The sequence below is a fragment of the Gemmatimonadota bacterium genome (assembly GCA_041390125.1).
Lineage (GTDB): Bacteria > Gemmatimonadota > Gemmatimonadetes > Longimicrobiales > Gaopeijiaceae > JAGQIF01.
Map to the genome: position 1 here is coordinate 64,458 of JAWKQN010000017.1, position 24,551 is coordinate 89,008.

At 70.9% G+C, this 24,551-nt stretch carries 18 protein-coding genes; 11 read left to right on the top strand and 7 right to left on the bottom strand.

The window, feature by feature from the left end; translation table 11 throughout:
- Window positions 1-41: 41 nt before the first annotated feature.
- The 3 genes from R3E98_17690 to R3E98_17700 all read left to right on the top strand — a co-directional run bounded on the left by R3E98_17690 (window position 42) and on the right by R3E98_17700 (window position 4,631).
- Window positions 42-1,595, top strand: coding sequence for a hypothetical protein (locus R3E98_17690; protein ID MEZ4425235.1), 1,554 nt, complete (start codon window positions 42-44; stop codon window positions 1,593-1,595).
- 160 nt (window positions 1,596-1,755) lie between these two features.
- Window positions 1,756-2,529 carry a TonB-dependent receptor plug domain-containing protein gene (locus R3E98_17695; GenBank protein ID MEZ4425236.1) on the top strand — a complete coding sequence of 258 codons (774 nt, stop codon included), beginning with the start codon at window positions 1,756-1,758 and terminating at the stop codon, window positions 2,527-2,529.
- A complete protein-coding gene (locus R3E98_17700; protein ID MEZ4425237.1) occupies window positions 2,499-4,631 on the top strand; it encodes a hypothetical protein in 2,133 nt (710 codons plus the stop codon). Before R3E98_17695 ends, R3E98_17700 begins: the two co-directional genes overlap by 31 nt.
- On the opposite strand, the gene R3E98_17705 is transcribed toward R3E98_17700, so the two are convergent.
- A complete protein-coding gene (locus R3E98_17705; GenBank protein MEZ4425238.1) occupies window positions 4,586-5,182 on the bottom strand; it encodes a hypothetical protein in 597 nt (198 codons plus the stop codon). The genes R3E98_17700 and R3E98_17705 overlap by 46 nt on opposite strands.
- An 80-nt stretch (window positions 5,183-5,262) precedes the next feature.
- A complete protein-coding gene (locus R3E98_17710) occupies window positions 5,263-6,648 on the bottom strand; it encodes a CapA family protein (protein ID MEZ4425239.1) in 1,386 nt (461 codons plus the stop codon).
- A 458-nt stretch (window positions 6,649-7,106) separates the two neighbouring features.
- Between R3E98_17710 and R3E98_17715 the strand changes: the two genes are divergently transcribed.
- The 3 genes from R3E98_17715 to R3E98_17725 all read left to right on the top strand — a co-directional run bounded on the left by R3E98_17715 (window position 7,107) and on the right by R3E98_17725 (window position 11,746).
- A complete protein-coding gene (locus R3E98_17715; protein ID MEZ4425240.1) occupies window positions 7,107-8,369 on the top strand; it encodes a CapA family protein in 1,263 nt (420 codons plus the stop codon).
- 37 nt (window positions 8,370-8,406) lie between these two features.
- A complete protein-coding gene (locus R3E98_17720; protein MEZ4425241.1) occupies window positions 8,407-10,125 on the top strand; it encodes an amidohydrolase family protein in 1,719 nt (572 codons plus the stop codon).
- A gap of 76 nt (window positions 10,126-10,201) precedes the next feature.
- The gene (locus R3E98_17725) at window positions 10,202-11,746 is read left to right on the top strand and encodes a M81 family metallopeptidase (GenBank protein ID MEZ4425242.1); all 1,545 of its coding nucleotides are present in this window, start codon (window positions 10,202-10,204) and stop codon (window positions 11,744-11,746) included.
- Here R3E98_17725 and R3E98_17730 read toward each other — a convergent pair.
- Window positions 11,716-12,216, bottom strand: coding sequence for a cytochrome c biogenesis protein CcdC (locus R3E98_17730; protein MEZ4425243.1), 501 nt, complete (start codon window positions 12,214-12,216; stop codon window positions 11,716-11,718). The genes R3E98_17725 and R3E98_17730 overlap by 31 nt on opposite strands.
- Before the next feature lie 161 nt (window positions 12,217-12,377).
- Here R3E98_17730 and R3E98_17735 point away from each other — a divergent pair, with 161 nt between their 5' ends.
- Together R3E98_17735 and R3E98_17740 are read left to right on the top strand one after the other, a co-directional pair.
- Window positions 12,378-13,847, top strand: coding sequence for an amidohydrolase family protein (locus tag R3E98_17735; protein MEZ4425244.1), 1,470 nt, complete (start codon window positions 12,378-12,380; stop codon window positions 13,845-13,847).
- Window positions 13,844-15,442, top strand: a complete 1,599-nt coding sequence (locus R3E98_17740) for a M28 family peptidase (protein MEZ4425245.1) — start codon at window positions 13,844-13,846, stop codon at window positions 15,440-15,442. Before R3E98_17735 ends, R3E98_17740 begins: the two co-directional genes overlap by 4 nt.
- Window positions 15,443-15,470: 28 nt before the next feature.
- On the opposite strand, the gene R3E98_17745 is transcribed toward R3E98_17740, so the two are convergent.
- Both R3E98_17745 and R3E98_17750 read right to left on the bottom strand, forming a co-directional pair.
- Window positions 15,471-15,998 carry a hypothetical protein gene (locus tag R3E98_17745; GenBank protein MEZ4425246.1) on the bottom strand — a complete coding sequence of 176 codons (528 nt, stop codon included), beginning with the start codon at window positions 15,996-15,998 and terminating at the stop codon, window positions 15,471-15,473.
- A 95-nt stretch (window positions 15,999-16,093) separates the two neighbouring features.
- Window positions 16,094-17,410 (bottom strand): M20/M25/M40 family metallo-hydrolase, encoded by a 1,317-nt coding sequence (locus R3E98_17750; GenBank protein ID MEZ4425247.1) that lies wholly within the window; start codon window positions 17,408-17,410, stop codon window positions 16,094-16,096.
- 227 nt (window positions 17,411-17,637) lie between these two features.
- Between R3E98_17750 and R3E98_17755 the strand changes: the two genes are divergently transcribed.
- Together R3E98_17755 and R3E98_17760 are read left to right on the top strand one after the other, a co-directional pair.
- Window positions 17,638-19,773, top strand: coding sequence for a hypothetical protein (locus R3E98_17755; GenBank protein ID MEZ4425248.1), 2,136 nt, complete (start codon window positions 17,638-17,640; stop codon window positions 19,771-19,773).
- A complete protein-coding gene (locus tag R3E98_17760; protein ID MEZ4425249.1) occupies window positions 19,770-21,032 on the top strand; it encodes an HD domain-containing protein in 1,263 nt (420 codons plus the stop codon). The genes R3E98_17755 and R3E98_17760 overlap by 4 nt, the downstream gene beginning before the upstream one ends.
- A gap of 60 nt (window positions 21,033-21,092) precedes the next feature.
- Here R3E98_17760 and R3E98_17765 read toward each other — a convergent pair whose 3' ends face one another.
- Together R3E98_17765 and R3E98_17770 are read right to left on the bottom strand one after the other, a co-directional pair.
- On the bottom strand, window positions 21,093-21,341 hold the full coding sequence (locus R3E98_17765) for a hypothetical protein (GenBank protein ID MEZ4425250.1): 249 nt from the start codon (window positions 21,339-21,341) through the stop codon (window positions 21,093-21,095).
- Between the two features lie 13 nt (window positions 21,342-21,354).
- On the bottom strand, window positions 21,355-21,969 hold the full coding sequence (locus R3E98_17770; protein MEZ4425251.1) for a TetR/AcrR family transcriptional regulator: 615 nt from the start codon (window positions 21,967-21,969) through the stop codon (window positions 21,355-21,357).
- 318 nt (window positions 21,970-22,287) lie between these two features.
- Between R3E98_17770 and R3E98_17775 the strand changes: the two genes are divergently transcribed.
- Window positions 22,288-24,513 carry a DUF11 domain-containing protein gene (locus R3E98_17775; GenBank protein MEZ4425252.1) on the top strand — a complete coding sequence of 742 codons (2,226 nt, stop codon included), beginning with the start codon at window positions 22,288-22,290 and terminating at the stop codon, window positions 24,511-24,513.
- The last annotated feature ends 38 nt before the right edge of the window (window positions 24,514-24,551 follow it).

A 24,551-nucleotide genomic window follows, 5' to 3' on the forward strand; every position in this document is an offset into this window, starting at 1 on the left:
AGCCGACAATGAGCATCCAACGAGCCGACGGAGTGATCTCGATGTCGAACCGAGCGCGAGCCGTACTGCGTGGAGTCCTGGCGGGCCTCGTCCTGGCATCCCTGGCCGCGTGCCTCGAGCTGGACGTGACCAATGTGAACGAGCCCGACCGGGAGCGGGCGTTGTCGTCCGCAGGAGACGTGGAGTCCCTCATCGCGGGCACCTTCCGGACGTGGTGGAATCTACAGCAAGGGCAGGCACCCGGTCCCGCCATGTCGTCGATGGCCGACGAGTTGTCGGGATCGCAGGCGAACTACGGGTTCCAGGATCAGGGCATGGAGCCCGCCCAGCCCATCATCAACCAGACGGCCTACCAGTGGGGCTACTGGGTGTACGACCCCTGGCTGCTGACGAACCGGGCACTGGCGTCCATCCGGGACGGTCTGCAGTCGATCGCGGACCTCGGCCTCGAGATCGGTCCTGGCGGCCAGGACACACCGCGAGCGCTGGCGTTCGCGAAGTTCATGCAGGGGTTGCTGCTCGGAAACATCGCCCTGCAGTACGACCAGGGGTTCATCCTGGATGAGGACGTGGCCGATCCCACCGCGATGCAGCTGGTCCCGTACGACCAGCTGATGGATGCCGCCCTCGCGAAGCTGGAGGAGGCGAGGTCCATGGCCAACCAGGGCTCCTTCACCGTACCGGCCGGTTGGATGGGCACGGACAGCTACTCCAGCACGGAGCTGGCTCGTCTCACGCACTCCTACCAGGCGCGCTACATGGCGCAGGTGGCACGCACGCCGCAGGAGCGGGCGCAGGTGGACTGGAGCGCGGTGTTGGCGCACATCGACGCGGGCGTGACGAGCGACTTCGGCGTGAATCTGGACGGGGCCGCCGGTCAGTGGGGCGTGGTGCTCAAGACCTTCATGGGGTTGGGATCGGATGCGGACCTGGCGTTGTTGGGACCGGCGGACCAATCCGGCAAGTACTCGGAGTGGGAAGCCTCCGCGCCTGCGGAGAAGCAGCCGTTCGTCGTAGACACGGACGACCTGAGGATACGAGGAGCCACGCTCACCGATCCGGGCCTGTACGTACACTACCGCCCCACCATCATCCAACCCGCGGAGCGCGGCGCCTGGTACGCCGGGAACTATGCGCCCTGGTGGTACTTCGAGATCTCCCAGACCGGGTTCGGATTCGCTCCGGATCTCACCATGCTGGAGATGGGCTACCTGAAGGCGGAGGCGCATATCCGCACGGGTAGTCCAGAACTGGCTCTCCCCTACATCAACGAGATGCGGGACGAGGCAGGACTTCCCCCTGCCGACGTCGATGGCGTGTCCGGCGCCCGGTGCGTGCCGCGCTCGGCCGGGTTGTTGGCCAAAGCATCGAGTCGACCGGAAGGGGACTGTGGCGATCTTCTCCAGACCCTGATCTACGAGAGATCGATGGAGACGGCGTTCCTCTACGCGGGAAGCTCGTGGTACGACGACCGCGGCATGGGGACGTTGCGCAGTGGCCGCGCCTATCAGGCGCCGCTTCCCCAGGTCGACCTGGATCTGCTGGACATCCCCGTCTACACCTTCGGCGGGAGTGGCCCCGGCTCCGCCAACTGACGGCGTCGGTCGGGCCGAGGGGGATGCCGGCGTCCTCCTCGGCCCGACCTCGTTCCGCGCCGATCTGCCGGCGCTGCCCGGGCCCGGCTTGCCCGCGTGCGGCGCACCCTCGATCCTGTCCCAGGCTCCTTCCGCCCCGGTCCTTCCGTGGAGGTGCTCGATGCCCAGCGCACACCGCCTCCTCGAACCCCCGGCGCTTCTGGTTCTCCTCGTGGCGGGCGTGGCCCCCGTCGGGGGCGCCGTCCAACAGGGGGGCGTGGTCTCGGGATCCGTGACGACGGTCCACGAGCGTGAAGGCGTGCCCGGAGCGCGTGTCACACTGGAGGGTGTGGCAGTCGCGGCGCAGACCGACGTCGACGGCCGGTTTCGTCTCTCGGACGCGCCCGCCGGATCCCGGGAGCTGCGGGTCGAGTTGGTCGGGTGCGTTCCCCTCGCCACGGAGGTCGACGTCCGGGCAACCGCTCCCGTGACCCTGACCATCCTGGTGGATGGTCCAGCCCTGCGTCGCGACGCCCGGCTCCGGCAGCGCGCCGACCAGGAGGGGGAGCGTACCTTCACGGTCGAGCGACTGGAGCGATCCGAGATGGAACGGGATCCCGCCCGATCCATCGCCGATCTCATCCGCGGCGCGTTTCCGGGCGTACGGGTCGTCCAAGGCAGTGGGGCTCCGGGTGCCGGGCTCTCGATCCAGTTGCGAGGCCCGTCCAGCATCAACGCGGAGCAGGCGCCGCTGCTCGTGGTCGACGGCATCATCACCGGTGGCGGGCTGGACGATCTCGACCCCAACGACGTGGAGCGGATCGAGGTGCTCAAGGGGGCCGCAGGAGGAGCCCTCTACGGCGCGCGAGGGCAGGCAGGCGTGATCGAGATCACCAGCCGATCCGCCGCGGCCGCGGAGCCCCGATGCATCCTGCGGCTCGCACCCGAGCCCTGACCCGTCACGTGCGCGAGCCTTCGCGCCCTGAGGTCGTCGGGCGCCGGCTGCTGGCTGGACTCCTGCTCCTGGCCGTTGCCGTCCCGGCGCATGCCGGTCTTGCCGGAACCGCCGTGGGCCCGGTCGGGGAGCAGGCTGCGCGACTCGGCGCACAGTACTTCCGCGCGCACTGGGGCGGGGGGCTGCTGGCCGTGGCCGCGGTGATGATCCTCGGCGCCCTGGTGAAGACACCGTCCCCCGAACGCTGGGTGACGACGTGGGCTTCGGCGCTGTGCCGGATACCGGTCGTCGCGCTGGGCGCCCTCGCAGGGACGGTGGCCGCCTCCGTCTCCGCGTGGATCGCCACGGCGCAGCTCGGCCGCTCGCCCGCGCTCCTCGACGGGATCAGCCAATGGATCCAGGCGCGCTACTTCGCCGCAGGCGCGCTCGCCGGACCCCCGCTGCCGGATCCCGCGTTCTGGCAGCTCCCGTTCATGGTGCTCACCGAAGCGGGGTGGGCCTCCCAGTACCCGCCCGGCTTTCCTGCGGTGTTGGCGCTGGCCTCGACGGCGGGGTCGGTCTGGTGGGTGGGACCGCTGCTCCTGGGCGTGGCCGTCTTGCTGACCGCGCTCGTCGCGGAGCGGCTGCTCGCCTTCGATCGTCTGGCGGCGCGGCTCGGTGTGCTGCTGATGGCGGGCAGCGGATTCCTCGCCTTCCACGCGGCAGCCTCGATGAACCACGTCCTGGCGATGGCGCTGATCGCTCTCGCGTGGTACGCCTCCCTACGCGCGCTGGACGGACGCTGGCCCTGGGCCCTGCTCGCCGGTGCCGCGGTGGGCGCGACCTTCGCAACCCGTCCCTATGTGGCCGTCGTGCTGGGTCCGCTGGCCACCGTCGGCGTGTGGGCCCTCGCTCCCGTCGGGCGAGCGACCGTCCAGGCCTGGGTGCTCCGCCTGGGGGCCGCGCTGCTCGGGGCCCTCCCCCCGGTTGCGGCGACCCTGGGGTACAACGCCCTCCTCTTCGGCAGCCCTCTCCGCTTCGGCTACACAGCGGCCGCCGGGCCGGCCCACGGGCTCGGCTTCCACGTCGATCCGTGGGGAGCGCCGTACGGGGTCGGCGAAGCGCTACGCTACACGTCCATCGATCTCCTGTCCCTGAGCCTGGACCTCCTGCAGAGCCCGATTCCGGTGGTGGTGCTCGTGGCGGCGGCCCTCGTTCTGAACGCGGGCTGGCGACGAGGGCACGCGCTGGTGGTCGCGTGGGCGCTGCTTCCGGTGCTGGCCAACGCCTTCTACTGGCATCACGACCTGTACCTCGGACCGCGGCTGCTGTACGAGGCCGCACCTGCCTGGTGCCTCCTGGCGTCGACGAGCGCGCTGGTGGTGCTCCGCCGCCTTCCCCGTGCGGGGCCGTCCGCGCGGATCCTCCACCGCACGGCCGTGGGGCTCACGCTCGCCCTGGCCTGGTTCGTGGGCGTCCTGGTCGCGGGCCCGGCGAGAGTCCGTGGACAGGCCGAGGTCGCGCGAGCGACGGGGATGACGGTGCGGGCCCCGGCGGTCGACGAACCCACCCTCGTGTTCGTGCACGAAGATTGGGAGTCACGCCTCGGCGCGCGCATGTCCGCGCTGGGGGTCCGGCTCGACTCCCTGCGCGCTGCGCTGCGTCTCAACACCACGTGCGAGGTGGATCGCTACGTGCGCGCACGTGAGGCGGGACGCGGCTCTGCCGGTCAGGTGCTGGCCTTCGAGGGAACGAGCCTCCGACGCCTCCGCATCGTACAGATGGATTCGGGCTCTCGCATCCGTACCGAGGAAGGCGAGCTGCTCGACGACGTCTGTCGCAGGGAAGCGGCGGCGGATCTGCCGGGCGTCGATCCGTTGGCGCCGTTGCTGTGGCAGGGCGACCTGCCCGGCCTGACGAGCGGCGGTGCCCTCTACGTCCGCGACCTCGGACCGGAACGGAACGCCAGCCTGCTGTCGCGCTTCCCCAGGCACTGGCCCGCCCTTCTGGCCCGACGGGGCGGAGCTGCCGTATTGCTTCCGTATGGGCCCGCGATCGAGGCGCGCTGGTCGCCCGCCTACGAGGACAGCGCGGCAGGGGCCGCGGAGCCGGGTACGCCGTAGGTGCGCAGGCCCGCGTCCACCTTCATCTGGATCTCCGTCGTGATGTCGAGGACGTAGGCCTTGTACATCCCGGTTGCGGGCATCGTGCTCCACCCACCCGCGGCATCCGGCAGGGCCTCTGGCGGTTCGACGCCGTGCACCTCGTTCTCCGCCGTCACGCGCAGCGTATACAAGGCGGGTCCGACCTTGCGCGCGCGGGCCACGAACCGGGTGCGGGCCACGTCGGCCCCCGCCTCCGCCTCGTCGTCGAACGGGACCCGCTCCTGCCACCCGGTCTCGATATAGAGCGAGGAGCCGGTCTCCCGGACCTCGTAGATGGCGTACCCGACCCGGCGCAGGATCGAGGGCACTTCGTTCATGATGTCGTTGAAGGTGGCGCGTCCGACCGTCGTCTCGACCTGCCCCCGATTGGCCAGGGAGCCCGCGCACGAGCCCAACAGCCCCGTCAACAGGCAGGCGACGGCGCGGAAGGGGCGTACGAGGTCGTGGGACGTGCCGAACCCTCGTCGCACGCGGGGAGGGGCGCGATGCCAGCCGGCGGTCGTAGCCATGGCATCCTCCTGATGTCGAGGACCGCAGAGCCTCGCTGTCCGTTACCCTGCATTGGGCCTGGAGGTCACACCCCGTGGGTCTAGTTCTGGGGGCGGACCAGGCCGATGCCGTCCTCGAAGGTGACCCGGGTGCCCAGCGGCTCGGACAACTCGGCGAGACCGCGGATGATCCGCTCCGCCAACTCGCCTTTTGCGAGCAGGGGCCGACCGCGCTGCGGGACACCGAGTCCGTAGCCCAGGGTGATCGGATGCAGCTCGATACGTTCGAGCACCCCGCTGTGGAAGACCGGCACGGCCACAACGGCCTCCCAGGCCCCTGGTCGGGCAGGAAAGCTGCCGTTGCTCTGCTCGTTGCGCGCGACGTAGAACTCGCCGGGCAGCGCCTCCGGACCGAGTCCCACGCTGTTGTAGTTCTCCCAGGGTTGCAGCTCGACGGTTTCGTTCTGCATGAGGAAATCGCCCAGTGAGTAGAAGATGGGCTTTCCTTTGTAGATCTCCACACCGCGCAGGACATGGGGTCCGTGCCCGACGAAGATGTCGGCGCCCGCGTCGATCACCGCGTGCGCGAACTCCCGGAGGAAGTCGGCGACTCCACCGCCTCCTTGATGTGTGTGACTGGAGACGATCACCCAGTTTGCCTGCCGCTTGGCGTCGGAAACCGATGCGGCGATCTCGGCGATGTCCTCCGCGTTCGGCTCGGTCAGCACGCTGAACGCGTCACCGCGTTGGAATGTGCTGCCGAAGAGACGCAGCTCGTCGTCGCTCCGGGCTCCCCCGAGGTCCAACCCGCTTCGCAGCTCCTGCAGTTGACGGAAGCGGTCGGGCGGCACGATGTAGGTGGTCTCGACGCGCAGCGGATTGAGCCCGGGCCTGCCGCGGAAGTCCTTGCGTTGCGGCCCCGCCCGATTGAAGTCGACGAACGACGAGGAAGCCGAGATCAGCGCCACCCGACCGTGCGGCGTCTCCATGTACTTCGGAGCGCGCGCTTCGGCGAGGTTCTCGCCCGTGCCGGAAGCCACGAGTCCGGATTCGCGAAGCCAGCGGAGGTTGGAGCGCAGGCCCCCGAAGCTGAAGTCGAGTGAGTGATTGTTGGCGGTGCTGACGAGGTCGAATCCCATCCACACCAGTTCATCGGCGAGCTCGGGTTCGGCTCGCATGTACGTGCCACCGCTCTGGGAAGCGGGGATGATATCCAGCTCCTGGTAGTCCAGGAACAGCATCTCCGCGTTCACGAACGCTGCCGACGCGCTGTGGATCAGGTCACGCAGCTCGAGGAAATCGGGCTCGGTGTATACCGACAGCTTGCGGGTGATGATGGCGTCACCGGCGAGGGCGAACGTTGCGTCGCCGTAGTCGTCCCGATGAGGCTGGGGAGGGTACGACTCCTGGGCGGCAGAGGGCGTGGCAATGCCCAGGACGAGGCTGAAACCGAGCACATACGTGCGAAGCGGAACGAAGCAATGCATCAGCAGCTCCCTCCGAAACGGGCCTGGGAAGGCTCGAATCCCAACCGGCCCGCAATGTACGGGGCAGGAACGCCCCTGCGCAAAGCGACGCGGGCGCGGGCGCACCGCCCGACCCGCGGGTTGGCGCCGTTGTTCGGGGAATTGCGGGTGGTGCCAGGGGCCGGCATAATGCCGGAGGAGGCTGTCGTGGCCGGGGGCTTCATCGCTCCAGGGGCCGGCGGCGCCGCCCGAGCCTGCCCCTGCGTCGAGGAGGCACCATGCCGTGGCATGCGATCACCCGCGCGATGACCCGGGCTGGACTGTGCCCGACGCCCCCTCTGCGGTCCGATTGCAGGTGTGGTGGGTGGCCGACGGCGATCCTCGCTGGTCTGCTCCTCCTCCCCGGCCCCGTCGCAGCCCAGGACTGGCCCGGCCAGCCTTCGGCCGAGCGCTACCAGGACGCGCGCGGATCCATCACCATGGCTCTCGCCGGGGACGCCATCATCACGCGACGCATCTCGATGTTCGACGAGGCGCCGTTCCGCGGCCTCGTCGAGCTGGTGCGTTCCGCGGGCGTGGGCGTGGTCAATCTCGAGGTGCTGTTCCACGCGTACGAGCCGGACGTCATCCCGGCGTCGCAGAGCGGCGGCGCCTACATGGCGGCGGATCCGGAGATCGCCAAGGAGCTCTCGTGGATGGGCTTCGACATGGTGGCCCGGGCCAACAACCACAGTCTGGACTACGGGCAGGGCGGGATGGACGCCACCACCCGGGCAGTGGCCGCCGCAGGTCTGGCGCAGGCCGGCGTAGGCGCGAACCTGGCGCTGGCCCGGGCACCTGCGTACCGGGAGACGGAGTCGGGGCGGGTCGCGTTGATCTCGCTTTCGACCACGTTCCCGGATCAGGCGCGCGCCGGTTCACAGCGGAAGGACCTCCGTGGTCGACCCGGGTTGAACCCGCTACGCCACACGCGCGAGTACGTCGTGCCGGAGGAGGATCTGGTCTCGCTGCGGCGCGTGGCGGAGCGGCTGGGGCTGGGGGGCGGCGCCAGCGGCCCGGCAGATCGCATCACCTTTCTCCGCGAGCGGTTCCGCGTCGGGAGCGATCCCGGCACCGTGACCCGGGCCGACCCCCGCGACCTGGCCGAGATCGTTGCGGAGGTGAGCAATGCGCGTCGCAGCGCGGATTGGGTCGTCGTGACCAGCCACACGCACGAGCGTGGCAACAGCCGCTTCGAGCCCCCGGACTTCCAGATGGAGCTGGCCAGGGCCGTCATCGACGCGGGTGCCGACGTCTACTTCGGGCATGGGCCCCACGTGCTGCGTGGCGTCGAGATCTACAAGGGCAAGCCGATCTTCTACGGCCTTGGCAACTTCATCTTCCAGAACGAGACGTTGGACTTCCAGCCGGGCGACAACTACGAGTCATGGGACCTTCCGCCCGAGGCCCTGGCCGCTGATTTCCACGACCGGCGCGCGGAACGGGGCACCGACTGGGCGCAGGACGTCCCGAACTGGCAGTCGGTGGTGGCCTTCCCCGTCTTCGAGGGCGGCCGTCTGACGGAGGTCCAGCTGCACCCGATCAGCCTGGGCTTCGGCTTGGAGCGAACCCAGATCGGGCGTCCCATGCTGGCCGACCCTGCCCTGGCCCAGGACATCCTGCAGCAGATGCAGGAGCTGTCCAGGCCTTTCGGTACGCGCATCGACATCGTTGAAGGCATCGGGCGCATCCGCACGCCCTGATCGGGCGTCCGGGCCCGGCCCTCGTCCGGGAGGGACCATGAAGCGTCGTCTCGTGCTGGCAGCGTCACTGCTGTGGGCGCCGCTGCCCGCTGCAGCCCAGGCACCCGAGTACGATGTGCTGATCGTCGGGGGGCGCGTCGTCGACGGCACCGGCAACCCCTGGTTCCGCGCCGATGTCGGTGTGCGGGGAGGGCGGGTTGTCGCAATCGGCGATCTCGCATCGGCCCGCGCCGCGCGGGTGGTGGATGCGCGGGGGAAGGTGGTGACGCCCGGGTTCATCGACATCCACTCCCACGGGGGCGAGGGACTGGCGTCGGAGGACGTGCGCCGACGGCGCGCCCCCAACGTGGTCACGCAGGGCGTCACGACCATCGTGATCAACCCGGACGGCGGGGGGCCGTTGGGGATCGGCACGCAGAAGGCCACCCTGGAGCGCCTGCAGATCGGTCTGAACACGGCCCTGCTGGTCCCGCACAACACGGTGCGCCAGGCGGTCCTGGGTGACGATCACCGACGGCTGGCCACACCCACCGAGCTCGAGCGGATGCGCGCGCTGGTGCGGACGGGGATGCAGGAGGGTGCGATCGGCCTCTCCGCCGGACTCGAGTACGTCCCCGGGATCTGGAGCGACAACGAGGAGGTCATCGCGCTGGTCGGGGAGATCGTGCCCTTCGGAGGCGTCTACATCCAGCACGAACGATCGGGCGCGGACGCGCCCGTCTGGTGGGTGCCGTCGCGGGACGATCCGGAGGACATCGGCGTCGGCCGCTACTCCCTGATCGACAACATCAACGACCTCGTCACGGTCGCGGAGCGGACGGGAGCGCGGGTGGTCCAGACCCACCTCAAGGCCAAGGGCACCCGCTACTGGGGAAGCGCCGCCGGGATCATCTCGGTCGTGCGCCGGGCCCGTGAGCGCGGCCTGGAGGTCTACGGGGACCAGTATCCGTATCCGACGAGCGGCAGCGACGGCAGGGTGACCCTCATCCCGGGATGGGCCATCGACGCCGAGCGGTGGTCCGGGGACGAGTCCGAGGAACGGCCCGACCATGCGGCCGCGCTGCGCCGCACGCTCGCGGATGCCGACGCGGCCCGAGCACTCCGCCGGGACGTGGAGCGCGAGATCTGGTATCGGGGCGGCGCGGAGAACCTGATCGTCTTCGACTACCCCGACCCGTCGTGGATCGGGCGGAGCGTCGCGGATCTGGCGGAGGAGCGGGGTGTGTCGCCCCTCGAGCTGGCGTTCACGCTGCAGCTCGAAGGCTATCCCGACCGCCCCGGAGGCGCGCGTCTCCGCGGCTTCAGCTTCGCCGAGGAGGACATCGAGGCACTCGCGGCCGAGCCCTGGGTGGCGACCGCCAGCGACGGAGGGATCGCGCTCCCCGAAGACGGCCCCACCACGCACGCGCGCTACTACGGCACCTTCCCGCGCAAGATCCGGAGGTACGCGCTGGAGCGGGGCGTCCTCTCGGTGGAAGCCGCCGTGCGCGCGGGGACCTCGCTGCCGGCGCAGATCCTCGGTCTGCGCAACCGCGGCCGGATCGAGCTTGGCTATTGGGCCGATCTGGCCGTCCTGGACCTGGACCGCGTGCGGGACGTCGCCGACTTCACCGATCCGCACCAGCTCTCCCAGGGCGTGGAGTTCGTTCTCGTGAACGGCACGTTCGTGGTGGACGGGGAGGGTCGGGTGACCGGAGCGCTTCCCGGCGTCGTCATCACCCCGACGGCCGGGCGTGCAGCACCGGCCATCCCGTGAGCACGATCGCGGCGATCCCCCGGACACCAGCCGTGCCTGACGTCGCCACCGTTTCCCCCGAACCGAGGTGCGCTCTGTGAACGCGTTCCGGATGCTTGTCGCTGGCGTGGTGCTCGCCGTGTTCGCCTGCACTCCCTCCGAGCCGGAGGAGCGCGCCTATCGCGTGGCCGTCATGAAGTTCCAGCAGGAGACCTGCACCTTCTGTCCTGGCGGTGACCTCGAGACTGCGGACTGGACGGTCCTCGGCCCGCTGCTGACCGGCGAGGATCTCCTGCAGTCCGACGGCTACATCCGCGGATTCGTGCGGCAGGCCCGTGACTACGGGGACATGGAGCTGATCACCTTGACCTCGCCGAACGATCCGTTCGGCGGCTCCTCTCGCTCGTGGAGCACGCAGGAGTCCTTCGAGACGTTCGTCGGACAGATGCTCGATGAGCTTCGGCCGCAGCTGCCGGTGGACGGCGTCTATCTGGCGCTGCACGGCGCGCTGGCGGTGCGGGGAATCCCTCGTCCGGAGGCGGAGATCGCAAGGCGCTTCCGGGAGGTCGTGGGCCCCGACGTACCGATCGCGGGCACGTTCGATCTGCATGGGAACGAGGACGGCGAGTTCCTCCGGTACGCCAACTTCGCGTTCGTGACCAAGCGCTTCCCGCACTACGACGACGGCATCCAGGGCGAGCGGGCGGCTCGAGCGCTCCACCGGGTCATGAGCGGGACCTACACGCCGACCACCGCGACCCGCAAGCCCGGCGTCATCACCGCAACGGTCCTGCAGTGGACCGGCGCCTCACCCTCCATGGACATCATGGAGCGGGCGCGACGGTGGGAGGCGCGCGTGCCCGACGCATTCGTCAGCGTCTTCTACGGGTTCCCCTGGTCGGACGTCCCCGATGTGGGCGCGACCGTCCACGTCATGACCAACGGGGATCAGGCCCGCGCCGATGAGATCGCCGACGACATGAACGAGTACATCTGGCGGGTTCGGGACCGTTTCGCGCGGGCCCGGTACCCGCGTCCGGAGGAGGCGGCCCGCCAGGTGCGTGAGGCCATCGCTGGGGGCCGGACGCCGGTGGCGGTAGGGGACTACTCGGACCGTCCGGGCGATGCGACGCACATCCTCCAGGCATTCGAGAATGCCGGGATAGGCAAGGTGGTCTATGCAGCCATCACGTCTCCCGAGCAGCTGGACCGATTGCAGGAGGCCGGAGCCGGGGCCGGGGACGCCTTCGAGGGGGCGATCGGGGGCTTCACGGAGTCCGGCGGAGAGCCGTTCCCGATCCAGGGCACGATCGCGTACGCGGGACCGTGGGAAGGCTACGAGTACGTCGCAGCGATCCGCTTCGGCGACGGGAACCTGGTGTTCCTCACCCCCGCCTACACGCAGATCATGTATCCCGACAACATCGAGGTGGAGGGCGTCGATCCCTCCGACTACGAGGTCTTCGTGGTGAAGTCCCGAGCCCACTTCCGGCGCGGGTTCGACGAGACGGGTTTCGCCCCCACGGTCCTCGTGGTGGAGGCGCCGGGTCCCTACATCGGCACCACGTTCCTCGACGCCCTGCCGTACGAGAACGTCGATCTCACGAAGCTCTACCCGTACGGGACGCCGGACGGGCGCTGAGCGGCGGCTCGGCGCAACGTTCGGAACCGCACATACATCGAGGCGCGCCAGCGCAGGATCATCCCGAACGCGAGGACGAAGAAGACGCTGGCCGTCTGGCGGGCCGAGACCAGGTGGCCGACGTACTCGTGCAGCAGCAGCCGGAGAGCCAGCAAGCCCAGCAGGATTCCGAGGAAGCCGTGCGAGCGCCGCATCACGACCACGGCGCCGTCCCGTTCGAGCGTGGAGCTGCGCATCAGCGGGACCGCGAGCAGGAGGGCGCCCGCGGCGAAGGACGTGAGCGCCCACGACCACGGGATGCGCTGCTCCGGCGCGAGGAACATGAAGAAGCCGGTGGCCATGCCGAGCGGAGGCAGGACGATCTTGCGCGTCGTGACCGGCGTGCGCGTCTCGCGGAAGCGCCAGACCAGGACCGCCGCGCCCCCGGCCAGGGGTGCGAGGATGGGCAGCAGGCGCGCGGCGGGAACCATGTCCGGAAGATAACCCGGGTGCGTAGCCTCCGGACGGGCCGGTCCCTCCTGCAAGACGCTGGCGCCGGGGCCTCCTGGCCCTGGATCGCGTCCCACCTTGCCCGGTCCGCAGCGCCCACGAAGCTTGCGGCGGGCTCTCTTCCCCAACCCCGAGAGGTTCGATGAACCGCCGAGAGGCCGTCCGCACGGCCGCCGTCACCACCGCCGGCCTGGCCTCCGGCGCCAGCGCGCTCTTCGCGCGCGAGCGTTCGCCTCAACCGGCTCCCGAGCTTCTGATCCGCGGGGGCACGGTGATCAACGCCGACGGGAGCCGCCGTGCGGACGTGCGCATCGTGGGCGAACGGATCCGCGAGATCGGCGTGGACCTGCGGGCCGGGAGCGGGGCGCGCGTCATCGACGCCACCGGGCACCTGGTGATGCCGGGGGGGATCGATCCGCACGCGCACCTGCAGGGATCGTTCGTGGACGATCTGACCACCGGCACCGCCGCCGCGCTCGCCGGGGGCATCACGGCGGTGGGGACCTTCGCCAACCCCCAGCGCGGGGAGGACCCGGTCCAGGCGCTCGATCGCTGGCTGGCCGAGGCCTCCCGCTCGGCGATCGGCGACGTCTTCTTCCACGCCTCCTCCTGGCCGCCGACCCCCGACTTCGCGGCCCGGATGCCGGCGCTCGCCGAGCGCGGCCAACCCAGTCACAAGGTGTTCATGACGCGCGCCGACTTCGGTCAGCACCGGCGCGCGCTGGTGGATGTCCTGGAAGCGGCGCGTGACGCCGGTGTCGTGACGCTGGTGCACTGTGAAGACGGAGCGCTGCTGGACGCCGCGGTCACGCGTTTGCGCGCGCAGGGCCGCACCTCCCTCGCCTGGTACGCACAGAGCCGTCCCGAGCTGGCGGAGATCGCGGCGACGCGGGACGCGGCCGCTCTGTGTGCCTGGACCGGCGCCCCCATGCACTTCGTGCATCTGTCCTCCGCGCGGGCGCTGGACGCCGCCCGCGACCCCGCGCTCGGGCCGCTCCCGCTCACCATCGAGACGCGCCCCCTCTACCTGTACTTCACCGACGAGTGGCTGCGGGGACCGGACGGCCCGCTGTATATCGGCCAGCCGCCACTGCGTCCCGCCGGAGATGTGGAAGCCATGTGGAGCGGTCTCGTCGACGGCCGCATCGACATGCTGGCCACGGACCACGCGCCGTGGACGCGGGCGCAGAAGCTGGACCCCGAGCTGGACATCACCCGCCTCCGCCCCGGGGTCAGCGACCTGCGTTTCGTGCGGCCGGTGCTCTGGTCCGAGGGGGTGGCCAAGGGGCGCATCACCCCGGAGCGCTTCGTGGAGGTGACCTCCACGGCGGCCGCCCGCGCGTTCGGGCTCCATCCGGACCGCGGCGTGTTGGCGGAAGGCGCGTATGGCGACGTGATGATCCTCGACCCCGAGCGGACGCACACGGTCAGCGCAGCGGACGACCCGTCCAACTCCGACTACACCCCGTTCGAGGGGTGGGCCCTGACGGGATGGCCGATCCTGACCGTCCGCCGCGGCGAGGTGGTCTTCGAGGACGGTCAGGTGACCGGTCTGCCGGGAAGCGGCCGACCGGCAGAGCGCCGACCGTGGTCGCCGGAGGCGGTCAGATGAGTGAGGCCGCGGTCCCGTCCCGATCGGCATACCCCGCCTCGCTCCTGCTCGCGCTCGCTCTGTCCGTGCTCGGCAGCGCCTGCGCGGAGGAGCGCTCCGCGATCTCCGTCGAAGACGCCGTGGCGCGGCTCACGCCGGAGCTCATCCGGGACCGGGTCGCCGTGTTGGCCCACGACTCCATGCGAGGCCGCGACACCGACGACGTCGGCTACGAGAAGGCACGCGACTGGGCGGTCGGCGAGATGCAGCGCATCGGGCTCGAACCCGCATTCGACGGAGAGTACCTCCAACCGTTCGACCTGCTGGAGGCCGTCTCCGACGACGGGAGCCGCCTCGTCGTGGGTGGGATCGTGCTCACCCCACCGGACGTGATCGTCGAGCCCGACTGGACGGGAGCGGCGGTGCAGCGGACCGGTCCGGCCGTGTGGATCGGTCACGCCCTCGTGGCCGCCGACGCGGACGTGCCCGACCTGGACGGCCGCATCGCGTTCATCGAGGCCGGTGCGCCGGCCGGCCGTGAGGACGAGCCGGAGATCGCGATGCGCGAGCGGGCGCACGTGGAGCTGGCGCTGTCGGCGGGAGCGGCTGCGGTGGTGGTCCTCGACCCGCAGGGGGACGAGCAGGCCTGGCAGCGGCAGGCCGCGGCCGGGAGGCCGATCCGCGTGCTGGCCGACGGGACGGCTCCCTATCCGCGGGCCCAGGCCCGTGTGGGACCCGCGGCCTCGCGGCGCCTGATCGATGCCCTCGCGGGCGGGACGCCGCCGGTCACCCTCGAGCCGCGGCACACGCTACGGACGCTGCGCAGCTGGAACGTGGGCGGACGCTGGCCCGGCACCGAATCCGCGCGCGCAGACGAGGCCGTGGTGTTCACCGCGCATCTCGATCACGTCGGGATCGGCGCCCCGGACGCGGAAGGGGACTCCGTCTTCAATGGCACGCACGACAACGCGCTCGGTGTGGGCAAGCTGCTGGCCGCGGCAGAGGCGTTGCGCGGGGCCCGGCTTCCGCGCTCCGTCCTGTTCCTGCTGACCGGAGCGGAGGAATGGGGGTTGCTCGGGGCGTGGCACTACGTGAACCACCCCGCCGTCCCGATGGAACGTACGGTGGCCGCCATCAACCACGATGGCGGGCTCGTGGACGTGCGCACGGACGACGTCTTCGCGTGGGGCCCCGAGTTCTCCTCCGTGGAGGCGGACGTGGAGAGGGCGGCGCGCGAGAGCGGCCTGGTCCTGGCGCGGGAGAAGCGGGCGCCGTTCGCTCCGTCCGCCGGTCTGCTCTACCGGTCCGACCACTACCCGTTCCTGATCGCCGGCGTGCCGGTCGTGTACCTGATGCCGGGCTTCACGGTCGACGGAGATCCGGACGCGGGCCGGAGGCGCTGGGAGACCTATCTGGCCCGCACGCACCACCGTCAGGCGGACGACTTCGACGCCTCCGCGTCGTACGAAGGACCCGTGGCCCTGACCGCGCTATCCGTACGGCTGGCCTGGGATCTGGCGGAGGCGGAGGGCATGCCCATCACGCATGCGGACGCACCGGTCCGCCGCCGCCGGGGCCCGCCCTCCGGCTTCTTCTTCGGCGAGGGGGTGCGGTGAGCCACCGCACCCCCTCCGCCGGGCGCCGCTAGAACTTCCAGTTCACCAGCGGGAGCACGCCGAACGCCTCCTTGGAGGAGATGACGTTCACCAGGCCGATCTGCACGCCGTACAGGTTCTCGGCCAGGTTGATGAGCCCGAGCTGGAAGCCGCTCACGTCACGCGCCTGATTGACAAGCCCGAACTGCGCCACCTCACCCTGCGCGGCCTGGTTGTACAGGCCGCTCTGGATCCCGGTGATCTCGCCCCGCGTGATGCTCACGCCGTTGTTCTGCCAGCCGACGAAGTCTCCGTCCACGATCCCCACCAGCGCGTACTGCAGGCCCTTCGAGACGCCGCCGGTGTTCCGGGCCACCAGGCCCACGTCGAGCCCCTTCACGCTCTCGTTGCGCCCGTAGATCAGGCTCAGGCGCAGGACCTGGATCTCGTCGTCCGGATTTCGGACCTGGATGGGGCTGTACAGGGCGAACTCGAACGGCTTGGCCTGCGCGGAAGCCAGGGCCGGCAGGCCCAGGACGGCGGCCAACGCCAGGCACCACGTCACGCGTCTATTCATGGTCCTTCCCCTTGTGTGCGGTTGGTGCTGCTGGACCACACTACCCGGAGAAGGCCTGCCCGGATTCAAGATCGCCCGAGGCGGAGCCGACCCCCCTACCGCGGATCCACCGTGGCCGGGTCCACCCGGGTCGGCGTGGCCGCCCCGGCGATGATCCGCTCGGCGCCCATGGCGATGGCACGGATGGTGGCGGTCATGTGGTCCAGGTCCAGCGTCTCGACCTCGTCGCTCACCTGGTGGTAGTCCGGGTCGACGTCGATGGGGGTGGTGGAGATGGAGTGGGCCGGAACGCCGAGCCGCGCCAGCGTCGCGTTGTCCGACCGGTAGAACAGGTTCTGATCGGGATAGGGATCCGGGTAGAAGGAGTATGGCGTGCCCTCCACGGCCTCCTGCAGCAGAGGCCCGAAGGACGAGCGCTCGAACCCCGTGATCCAGGCCGTGTTGGGACCCTCCACGGCCGGCTTGCCGATCATCTCGATGTTGAACATCGCCACGATCTGATCGGGGTCGAGCTGGCTCGAGTAGTGGCGCGAGCCGTATCCACCCGCTTCCTCGGCCGTGAAGGCGGCGAAGAGGAGCGAGCGCTCCGGCGTGCCCCGGCTGGCGAAGTAGCGGGCCAGCTCCACCACGGCGGTGGTGCCGGACGCGTCGTCGTTGGCGCCGTTGGCGATCGAGTCGCCGTCCACAGCGGGTCGGATCCCGATGTGGTCGTAGTGCGCAGAGAACAGCACGTACTCGTTCGCCCGGTGTCCCGGCACCACGCCCACCACGTTGACGAGCGTATCGGCGGTCTCTTCGGCGTCGACGGCCACCTCGAAGGTCGGCTCACCGTCGCCTTCCCACAGCGCGAGCACCGTGGTGGGTCCGTCCGTTGCCTCCAAGGTGCGCACCGGCCGTCCGTAGAAGCCGGACAGGGTGGCGAAGAGCTCCCCGTTCGCCGCAGGCACCAGCACCAGCGCGTCTCCGTCCACCGCCCGGATGCGACCCAGGGCGGTCTGCATGTCGTCGCTCGCGGAGATCCGGAGCACCGGCACGTCTCCCGTGGACCAGCGGACCGAGGAAGCACCAGCGCGCGCCACGACCTCCTGCTCCGTACGCGCGCGCCCATCCAGCGTCACCCGGATCTCGCGCGCCGTGCGTGAGCGGACGGGAAAGCGCTGGAGGTACCCCGTTCCCGCCATGGGCTCCAGCCCCGCGGCCTCGAACTCGCCCGCCAGGTAATCGGCGGCGCGCAGCGCATCGTCCGTGAAGGCCTGTCGTCCGCGCAGGCTGTCGCTGGCCAGCACCGAGAGCACGCGCTCCACGTGCGAGCGCTCGATGCGCGTGGGATCGGGCGGCGCGAAGCGAGCGTCGGTGGAGCCGCCACAGGCGGAGAGGAGCAGCACACACAGGGGAAGGGATCGGCGGCGCATCGCGAGCTCACGAGAGGAAAGGGGAAGACCTGCAGGCTAAGGCGAGCGTGTCCCTGGGGCTACCCGACTCCGCTGTGGCTGCCCGGCGCCCACGTGGCTGGCCCACGGCCCCCTGCTGCACGCCTGCCTCAGGCGCGGACGCCGCAACGGCCCACGGCCTCCCGGCGACCCGAGGAACGCAACTTGCCCACCTCGGATCCAAACCCCCCGACCCGAAGCACCGGCCGATGACGCAAACCGCCGCTCGCCGTACGTCGAGGAACGCCCCGGCTCCGGGTCGTCGCCTCGGCAAGGACGTCGCCGACCTCCTGGTGGAGTTCTCGGTGGCCGTCCACCGCTACACCATGTATCCGGCCAACCACCCCACCTTGGCGCCGGCGGCCGACGCCCTGCTGACGCGGCTCGCAAAGCTGCTCGAGGACGAGCCCCAGCTCACGCTCGGCGTGGCCCACCGGCAGCTGGTGATCAACGGACACACGACGGATGGCACCCATCCCATCCTGTCGGACCTCGCCGGGCGGCTCCACGCGCACCACATCGGCGCCATCCGCTTCACGTTGGACCTGACGCGTCCGGCGCTGGAGGGCCTGCTCGGGGTGCTCGCGGAGGGGGACGAGGACCCCATCGGCCTGCGCGGGGCCGACCGCATCCCGTCGTGGCCGGGCGTCACGCTCTTCCCCATCGGCTATCAGGACCTCGCGTTGGACGACGAGGGCAACCCGACGGCCGACGACCAGGTCATGCAGCTCTGGCTGGGCCTGGCGGCCGCGGCCATGGCGGGCGAGACCCTCCGCACGGAGACGGAGCGCACGGGGATCCCGAAGCCGTCCCAGGTGGCCGCCCACCTGCGGGGGGAGAAGGCTCCGGCCTACGACGAGGCCATCGTCGGGTACCTCTTGCAGATCGCGGATCGCCTCGCAGAGAGCGGCGAGTCGGCCGATCCGGTGCGGGAGCGGATCCGGGAGCTCGTGGCCGAGCTGGACCGCCCCACCCTGCAGCGGATCCTCCAGATGGGGGGCGATGCGCAGCGTCGACGCCACATCGTGCGCCAGGCCTTCCGGGGCCTCGGAGGGACCGCGTCCCTCAAGCTCCTCGAGGCGGCCGCGTCCACGTCGGGGCAGGAGATCCCGGTCCTGCTGATGCGGATGCTCACCAAGCTCTCCTTCCACGCGGACAAGGGGGCGCAGACCGTGCGTCCGCTGGTGACACATGCCGTTCGCGAGAGCGTGGACCAGCTGCTGGACGCCTGGGTCCCCGATCACGCGAACCCCGAGGGTTACGTCCGCATCCTGGACGAGTTCTCGCGCACCAGCCCCGCGCTTCGTCCCGCCGGCCGCGGGTCCACCTTCAAGCGCACGGCCCTGCCCGTGATCCAGATGGCCATCGAGGTGGATGCCTATGGGGACATGGTGGAGCAGGCCGTCGACGAGCTGCTCACGAAGGGCGGCTTGGAGCTGATCGCTCCGCTGGTGGAAGGTGAGACGAACACCGCCGCCGGAGCGCGCATCCGGCAGCGTCTGGCCAGCCCGGAGCGCATCGATGCGCTGGCGGACGTGGATCAGATCTCGGACGAAGCGCTCGAGCGACTCGTGGCGATGGTCGGCGCGGAGCAGGCGGTGGCCCCGCTGCTGCGGCTGCTGTCGGAGTCGTCCTCGCGGTCGCTGCGCCGCTCCGTGTTCAATCAGCTGACGCACATGGGCGAGCACGTGGGGCGGGCCATCACGCCGTTCCTCGAAGATCCCCGGTGGTATGTCGTGCGCAACATGCTGGAGCTGGTGGCCGCGCTCCCGGAGCGCCCGGCGGGCCTGAGCACGCTGCACTACGCCTCCCATCCGGATCTGCGTGTGCGCCGGGCCGCCTTGCCCCTCGCGCTCAAGGAGCCCGAGGCCCGGGCGCGCGCCCTCACGCTCGCCATCCGCGAATCGGACGAACGCATGGTCCGCACCGGGCTGCTGGAGCTGAAGGAGGAGCTGCCCGCGGGCATCGTTCCGCTGGTCATCACGCATTGCCTCGACGACGACGAGCAGTCCGTCTCCTTGCGACTCCTGGCCATCCGCGTGCTGGCGCCCAGCGCCGACCCGCAGGTGCGCGACGCGCTGCTGAAGGTGGCGGGCCCCGGACGCTCCCTGTTCGGGCGCCCGCGGCTGGGCGACCTCGCGGCACCGGAAGGCGTCCTCGTGCGTGCGGCGCTCGAGGCGCTCGTGCGCGGGTGGCGGGCCGACCCGCACGTGGCGCCGCTGCTGAAGGCGGCCGAGAAGACGCGGGACGCGGACGTGCGATCGATCCTGGAGGGGACAGGCTCCCTTCTCGGCACGGTCGGAGACGAGGTCGCCGTCCACGCCGAGCCGGAGATGGACCTGTGAGCGACGTTGGTACGCGGGCCCGCACACGCGCGGGTGCGCCCGCCCCGCAGGCAGCCGGCATGGAGATGCAGGCGCGCGCGGCCCGCTTCCTCACCGCGCTGGCCCAGGCCGTCTCGGCGCGCAGCCTGTACGCGCGCGAGCATCCAGCCGTGGAGCGGGCCGTGCGCGCCGCGCACGGAGAGCTGGTGGGGCTGCAAAGCCAGGAGCCCCACCCGGTGCTGACCTTCCTGGGAGGCGAGGTGCTGCTGGGCAGCCGTCCGCTCCGGACGCTGCGCACCTGGGAGTGGGGACCCAAGCTCGCCGAGGTGGGCGTGCAGCGCTTCGAGTGTCACGGGCCCGTCACCCGCCCCGACCTGGACGCGTTCGTGGAGGTCCTCTTCCAGCGGCTGTCGAGCCCCGAAGTCGGGCCGGTGGAGCCCGATCCCGCGTCGGCGATCCGCTTCGGAGCGGTCGGAATCAGGTCCGCCGTCGAGGACACCACCGACGCCGACATCGACTGGATCCGGTATTCGTTGGCCGAAGAGATCGCCGCCATGCGGTGGCTGGACGGCGAGGCGCGCGCGGGAGGACGGCTGCACCTGGTGGAGGTGGAGACCATCGTGCGCTCGCTCGCGGTGGCCATGCACGCCGACTGGGAGATGATGATCCCGCTCGTCGAGCTCAAGGGGTTCGACCAGTACACCACCACGCATTCTCTGAACATCGCCGTGCTGGCGATGGCGCTCGGGGAGTTCCTGGAGATCGAGAGCACGGACGTGCGTCGCCTCGGCGTCGCCGGTCTCCTGCACGATATCGGCAAGACCCGCGTGTCCAAGGAGCTGCTGGTCAAGCCCGGAACGCTCGAGCCCCGGGAGCTGGCGGAGATCCGCCGGCATCCGGTGGAGGGAGCCCGCATGCTGATCGCGCGCCAGGCCAACCTGGATCTGGCCGCCACGGTGGCCTACGAGCATCATATCCGCCATGACGGCGGGGGGTATCCCAAGCGGCGCTTCACGCGCGCCTGCCATCCCGCCTCCGACCTCGTGCACCTCTGCGACGTGTACGACGCGCTACGCACGCACCGGCCCTACCGGAAGGCGTGGAGCCAGGATCGGACGCTGGCCTACCTGGAGCAGGGACTCGGCACCGAGTTCGAGCCGGTCCTGGGGAAGGCCTTCCTGGAGATGATGCGGCGCTGGGGACCCAAGCTCCGGCGCGTGACGGCCCGGGAGGATGCCGTGGGGCCGGGGGAGCCGGACCGGACGGTGGAGCAGGGGTAGGACGTCAGCGCCGGCGGGAATCAGCGCTGCGAAGAGGAGTGCCCCACAGCGCAGGTGGGCCTACTTCCCCTCCAGCCTCCTCAGGATCTCCGCCGCCTCCGCCCGCGCCTCGGCCTCGCTGGGGGCGGGGATGCCGAAGCCGAGCGCCCGGACCCAGTGGACCACGTCGCCCGCGCTCGGGTCGTGGTAGCCGGCCAACCCCAGATCCTGCACGTCGCAGGCGGCGTCGTACGCCGACACCTCGCCGGCCGAGTACCGGCGCAGCACCGCCAGCGCGCGCGGGTCGGTGGGGGGTGGGGTGAAGGGCATGCTGCATCCGGCTTCAGGGGGCCTGCTGCTTCGCCTTGCGTCGGGTCAGCCCTTCCAGGATCAGATCCAGCCCGAAGGCGAAGTCGAGCATAGCGTCGCCGCCGTCCGGCGGCATCCCGTCCCCAGGACGGGGTGCTCCGGGCGCGACCGCCCCCCGGTCGGTCGCCGCCGCCTCCCGAGGCCCGCCGCTCCTCCCGTCCCCGCCGGCGTCGATCTGCAGACGCTGCTGGGTGAACCCGTGCAGGTAGGCCTCCAGCGTGGCCCAGGCGCGGGCGCCCAACGGGTCCGGAAACCCCGCCGACCGGAGCACGCCCGCGGTGACCTCCCGGTACCGCCGAGCCGCCTCGCCCGGGAAGGGTCGGGACAGGAGGAGGGCGGACACCCACCCATGTGCCAGGAAGGCCGCATGCGCGGACAGCAATCGCGCGCGGGTGGCCGCGCGCCAGTCCGGGCCGGTGGGAAGCGCGATGGCGGACACGACGCGGTCCACCATGGCGGCCAGCAGGTCGTCCTTGTCGCGCACGTGGTTGTAGAGGGACATGGCCTCCACACCCAGGGCGCGTCCCAGGGCACGCATGGAGAGGGCGGTCAGGCCGTCGCGGTCGGCCAGCTCGATGGCGACGTCCACCACCCTATCCCGCGTGAGGGGCTGTGGTCCGCCGGTCATCGTCCGGGCTCCGGTCGCGCGCACATGAGGCCCCTCCTCCACTGTGGAACCGCGCCTCTCGGCGCTGGAACCGAACCGGTCCTCCGATTCGGCGAACCCGGCCGATCGTCAGGTCGCCGATCCGATACGTACATCGTACGCTTACGGTGTATGCGCCGCCAGGACCGTGGGGCCGCCTCGTCGTCGCCGATGCCCGATGTCCACCTCCGCCGCCGATCGTCGCCTCGGCTGTGCGGCCCTCCACGGGCTGCTGGTCCCCTCTCCGTCCGGAGTCATCCGATGCGCCGCGCCTGGACGCCGTGCCTGCTCGGGCTGTCGATCGTCGCCTGCACCGACCTCCCCACCGAGCCCGCGGGCCCCGTGACGGGCCCGCCGGCCCTGGCGGTCGCCCATGCTCCCGCGCCGCCCCTGGCCTGCACCCGGACGTGGAGCCCGGGGCCCGGCCCCTCCATCACGGACTACGACTGGCATGTCGCCGGCCACTGGATCCCGGCCGGCATCCCCGGAAGCACCGACATCGTCTGTGTCCTGTCCGGCCTCGCCATCGCGGCGGACACGGTCGTGGTCCGTGCACTGGAGGTGGGGGCGTCGGGGGAGCTCGCCGCGCACTCGCTCCTCGAGGTCTCCGACACGGCGATCGTGCGCGGGCACGTCACCGGATACTCCGGGAGTCGCCTCGCCGCCGGCGGGGTGGTCAACGAGGGCACGGTGACCCTGCTCGGCGGCACCGTCGACGGGGATCTGGAGAACCACGGAACGGTGCTGCTGGATCCGACCGGAATCGTGCAATGGACCGGGCGGCGCATCCGTCTCCATGACGGGGCCGTGACGAGCACCGCACCCCTCGCCCCCTCCACCGCCACCGTCTCCGCGGAGGAGGTGGAGTGGCACGGCGGCGACGTCGATCTGCAGGTGACGTTCAGCACCCGGGTCATGCGGCTGGCTGCGCCCGACCTCGACGGCGCGCTCAGCCTCCAGCGGGCGGACACCCTCTACGGCGACATCGGCAGCGGGGTCCGGCTGTTCCTCGGCGTGAAGGGCGCCCTGGGGGGCAGCACCGTGATCCGGCGGAGCCGCGGCGCGCCCGCCGCGCCCGTCACGAACCACGGCTCGCTGCGCACCACCGATCCGACGCTCCGCCCCCTGTCGCTCGACCTCCCGCCCTCGTTCCAGAACCAGGCCCTGGTCTCCTTCGAGACCCCCACCACCCTCATCGGAGGCCGGCTGGTCAACCACTCCTTCACCGTCGTCGAGGCGGATCTGACCGTCGAGACCGGTCTGGTGAACCACGCGGTGGTGGACATCGACGCACCCGCACGTGTGACCATGGCATCCGGGTCGATCCTCGACGTACGGAACCAGAGCTTCGTGCTCGGTCCCGTGACGCTCGCTGCGGCCACGCTGGTCGGGACCGGTGTCCTCGACAGCGTCGTGGCCACGGCCGCCACCATCGCGCCGGGAGACGCGGGCTCCCCGTTCGGCACCCTCTCCTTCCGGGCCGGTCTGGACCTGGACGCGTTGAGCCGTCTCGACCTCCAGGTACGCGATCCGGCCGTCGGACCCTCGGATCGGCTCTACCTGTTCGGAAACGTGCTCGCACCCGCTCCCCTCGGGCTCGATGGCGACCTGCGGGTCACCGCGGTGGGCGGATTCCAGGGCGGCCGGTGCGGAGATCGGATCCCCCTGATCGCTGGCATCGCCGCCATCAGCGGACAGTTCCAGACCGTCACCCTGCCCGCCACCGGTGCCCAGCGCGGGTGGCGCATCTCCAGCGGCAGCCCCGGCGTGGACCTCGTCGGTTTTCGCCCCGGCACCCGGGTGAGCGTCGAGCCCGCCGCGCTGACGGTGGAGGAAGGCGGCCCGCCTGTGTCCTACAGCGTGTGCCTGGGCTCCGTCGCGCCCTTGGCGGCGGTCGAGGTCGCGCCTGCGAGCGTCGCGGGTGAAGTGGGCGCGTCCCCGGTCGCGACCTTCGACCCGGCCGACTGGATGCTGCCCCGCACCGTGGAGGTGACGGCCATCGACGACGCCGATGTGGAAGGTACCCACACCGACACGCTGTCCCACGCGCTCACGACCACCGATCCGACCTACGCGGGGTTTGCCGTCGCGCGGGTGCCGGTGACGATCCTCGATGACGATCAAGCCTCCGACCTGACGCTGACGAAGCTGCTGCAGGAGGACAACCAGTTCGTGGGGGATACCATGAGCACCACGTTCCGGGTGGCGAACGACGGCCCGAGCGCCGCCACCCGCGTGCAGATCACGAGCGCGCCTCTGGTCGGTCTGGAGCTGGTGGACGCGACCGGAGCCACCTGCGTGCTCGACGCCACCGGCGGCCTCGATTGCCGGGTGGGCGTCGTGGACGTCGGCGCCCAGGTGGACGTGGTGATCCGCTTCCGCGGCGCGGTGGTGGGCCTGCACACCAACACCCTCACGGTGGTCGGCGCCCAGCCGGATCCGGACGGCGCCGACAACAGCGTCGTGTACACGCAGCGCGTGAACTGAGGAAGGGGCGGGCGCGCCGCCACCCTGGCGGCGCCCCG

Bases quoted from the DNA above. Each gene is read 5' to 3' on its own strand.
- R3E98_17690 (MEZ4425235.1), top strand. From the start codon at position 42: ATGTCGAACCGAGCGCGAGCCGTACTGCGTGGAGTCCTGGCGGGCCTC.
- R3E98_17695 (MEZ4425236.1), top strand. From the start codon at position 1,756: ATGCCCAGCGCACACCGCCTCCTCGAACCCCCGGCGCTTCTGGTTCTC.
- R3E98_17700 (MEZ4425237.1), top strand. From the start codon at position 2,499: ATGCATCCTGCGGCTCGCACCCGAGCCCTGACCCGTCACGTGCGCGAG.
- R3E98_17705 (MEZ4425238.1), bottom strand. From the start codon at position 5,182: ATGGCTACGACCGCCGGCTGGCATCGCGCCCCTCCCCGCGTGCGACGA.
- R3E98_17710 (MEZ4425239.1), bottom strand. From the start codon at position 6,648: ATGCATTGCTTCGTTCCGCTTCGCACGTATGTGCTCGGTTTCAGCCTC.
- R3E98_17715 (MEZ4425240.1), top strand. From the start codon at position 7,107: ATGGCTCTCGCCGGGGACGCCATCATCACGCGACGCATCTCGATGTTC.
- R3E98_17720 (MEZ4425241.1), top strand. From the start codon at position 8,407: ATGAAGCGTCGTCTCGTGCTGGCAGCGTCACTGCTGTGGGCGCCGCTG.
- R3E98_17730 (MEZ4425243.1), bottom strand. From the start codon at position 12,216: ATGGTTCCCGCCGCGCGCCTGCTGCCCATCCTCGCACCCCTGGCCGGG.
- R3E98_17735 (MEZ4425244.1), top strand. From the start codon at position 12,378: ATGAACCGCCGAGAGGCCGTCCGCACGGCCGCCGTCACCACCGCCGGC.
- R3E98_17740 (MEZ4425245.1), top strand. From the start codon at position 13,844: ATGAGTGAGGCCGCGGTCCCGTCCCGATCGGCATACCCCGCCTCGCTC.
- R3E98_17745 (MEZ4425246.1), bottom strand. From the start codon at position 15,998: ATGAATAGACGCGTGACGTGGTGCCTGGCGTTGGCCGCCGTCCTGGGC.
- R3E98_17750 (MEZ4425247.1), bottom strand. From the start codon at position 17,410: ATGCGCCGCCGATCCCTTCCCCTGTGTGTGCTGCTCCTCTCCGCCTGT.
- R3E98_17755 (MEZ4425248.1), top strand. From the start codon at position 17,638: ATGACGCAAACCGCCGCTCGCCGTACGTCGAGGAACGCCCCGGCTCCG.
- R3E98_17765 (MEZ4425250.1), bottom strand. From the start codon at position 21,341: ATGCCCTTCACCCCACCCCCCACCGACCCGCGCGCGCTGGCGGTGCTG.
- R3E98_17775 (MEZ4425252.1), top strand. From the start codon at position 22,288: ATGCGCCGCGCCTGGACGCCGTGCCTGCTCGGGCTGTCGATCGTCGCC.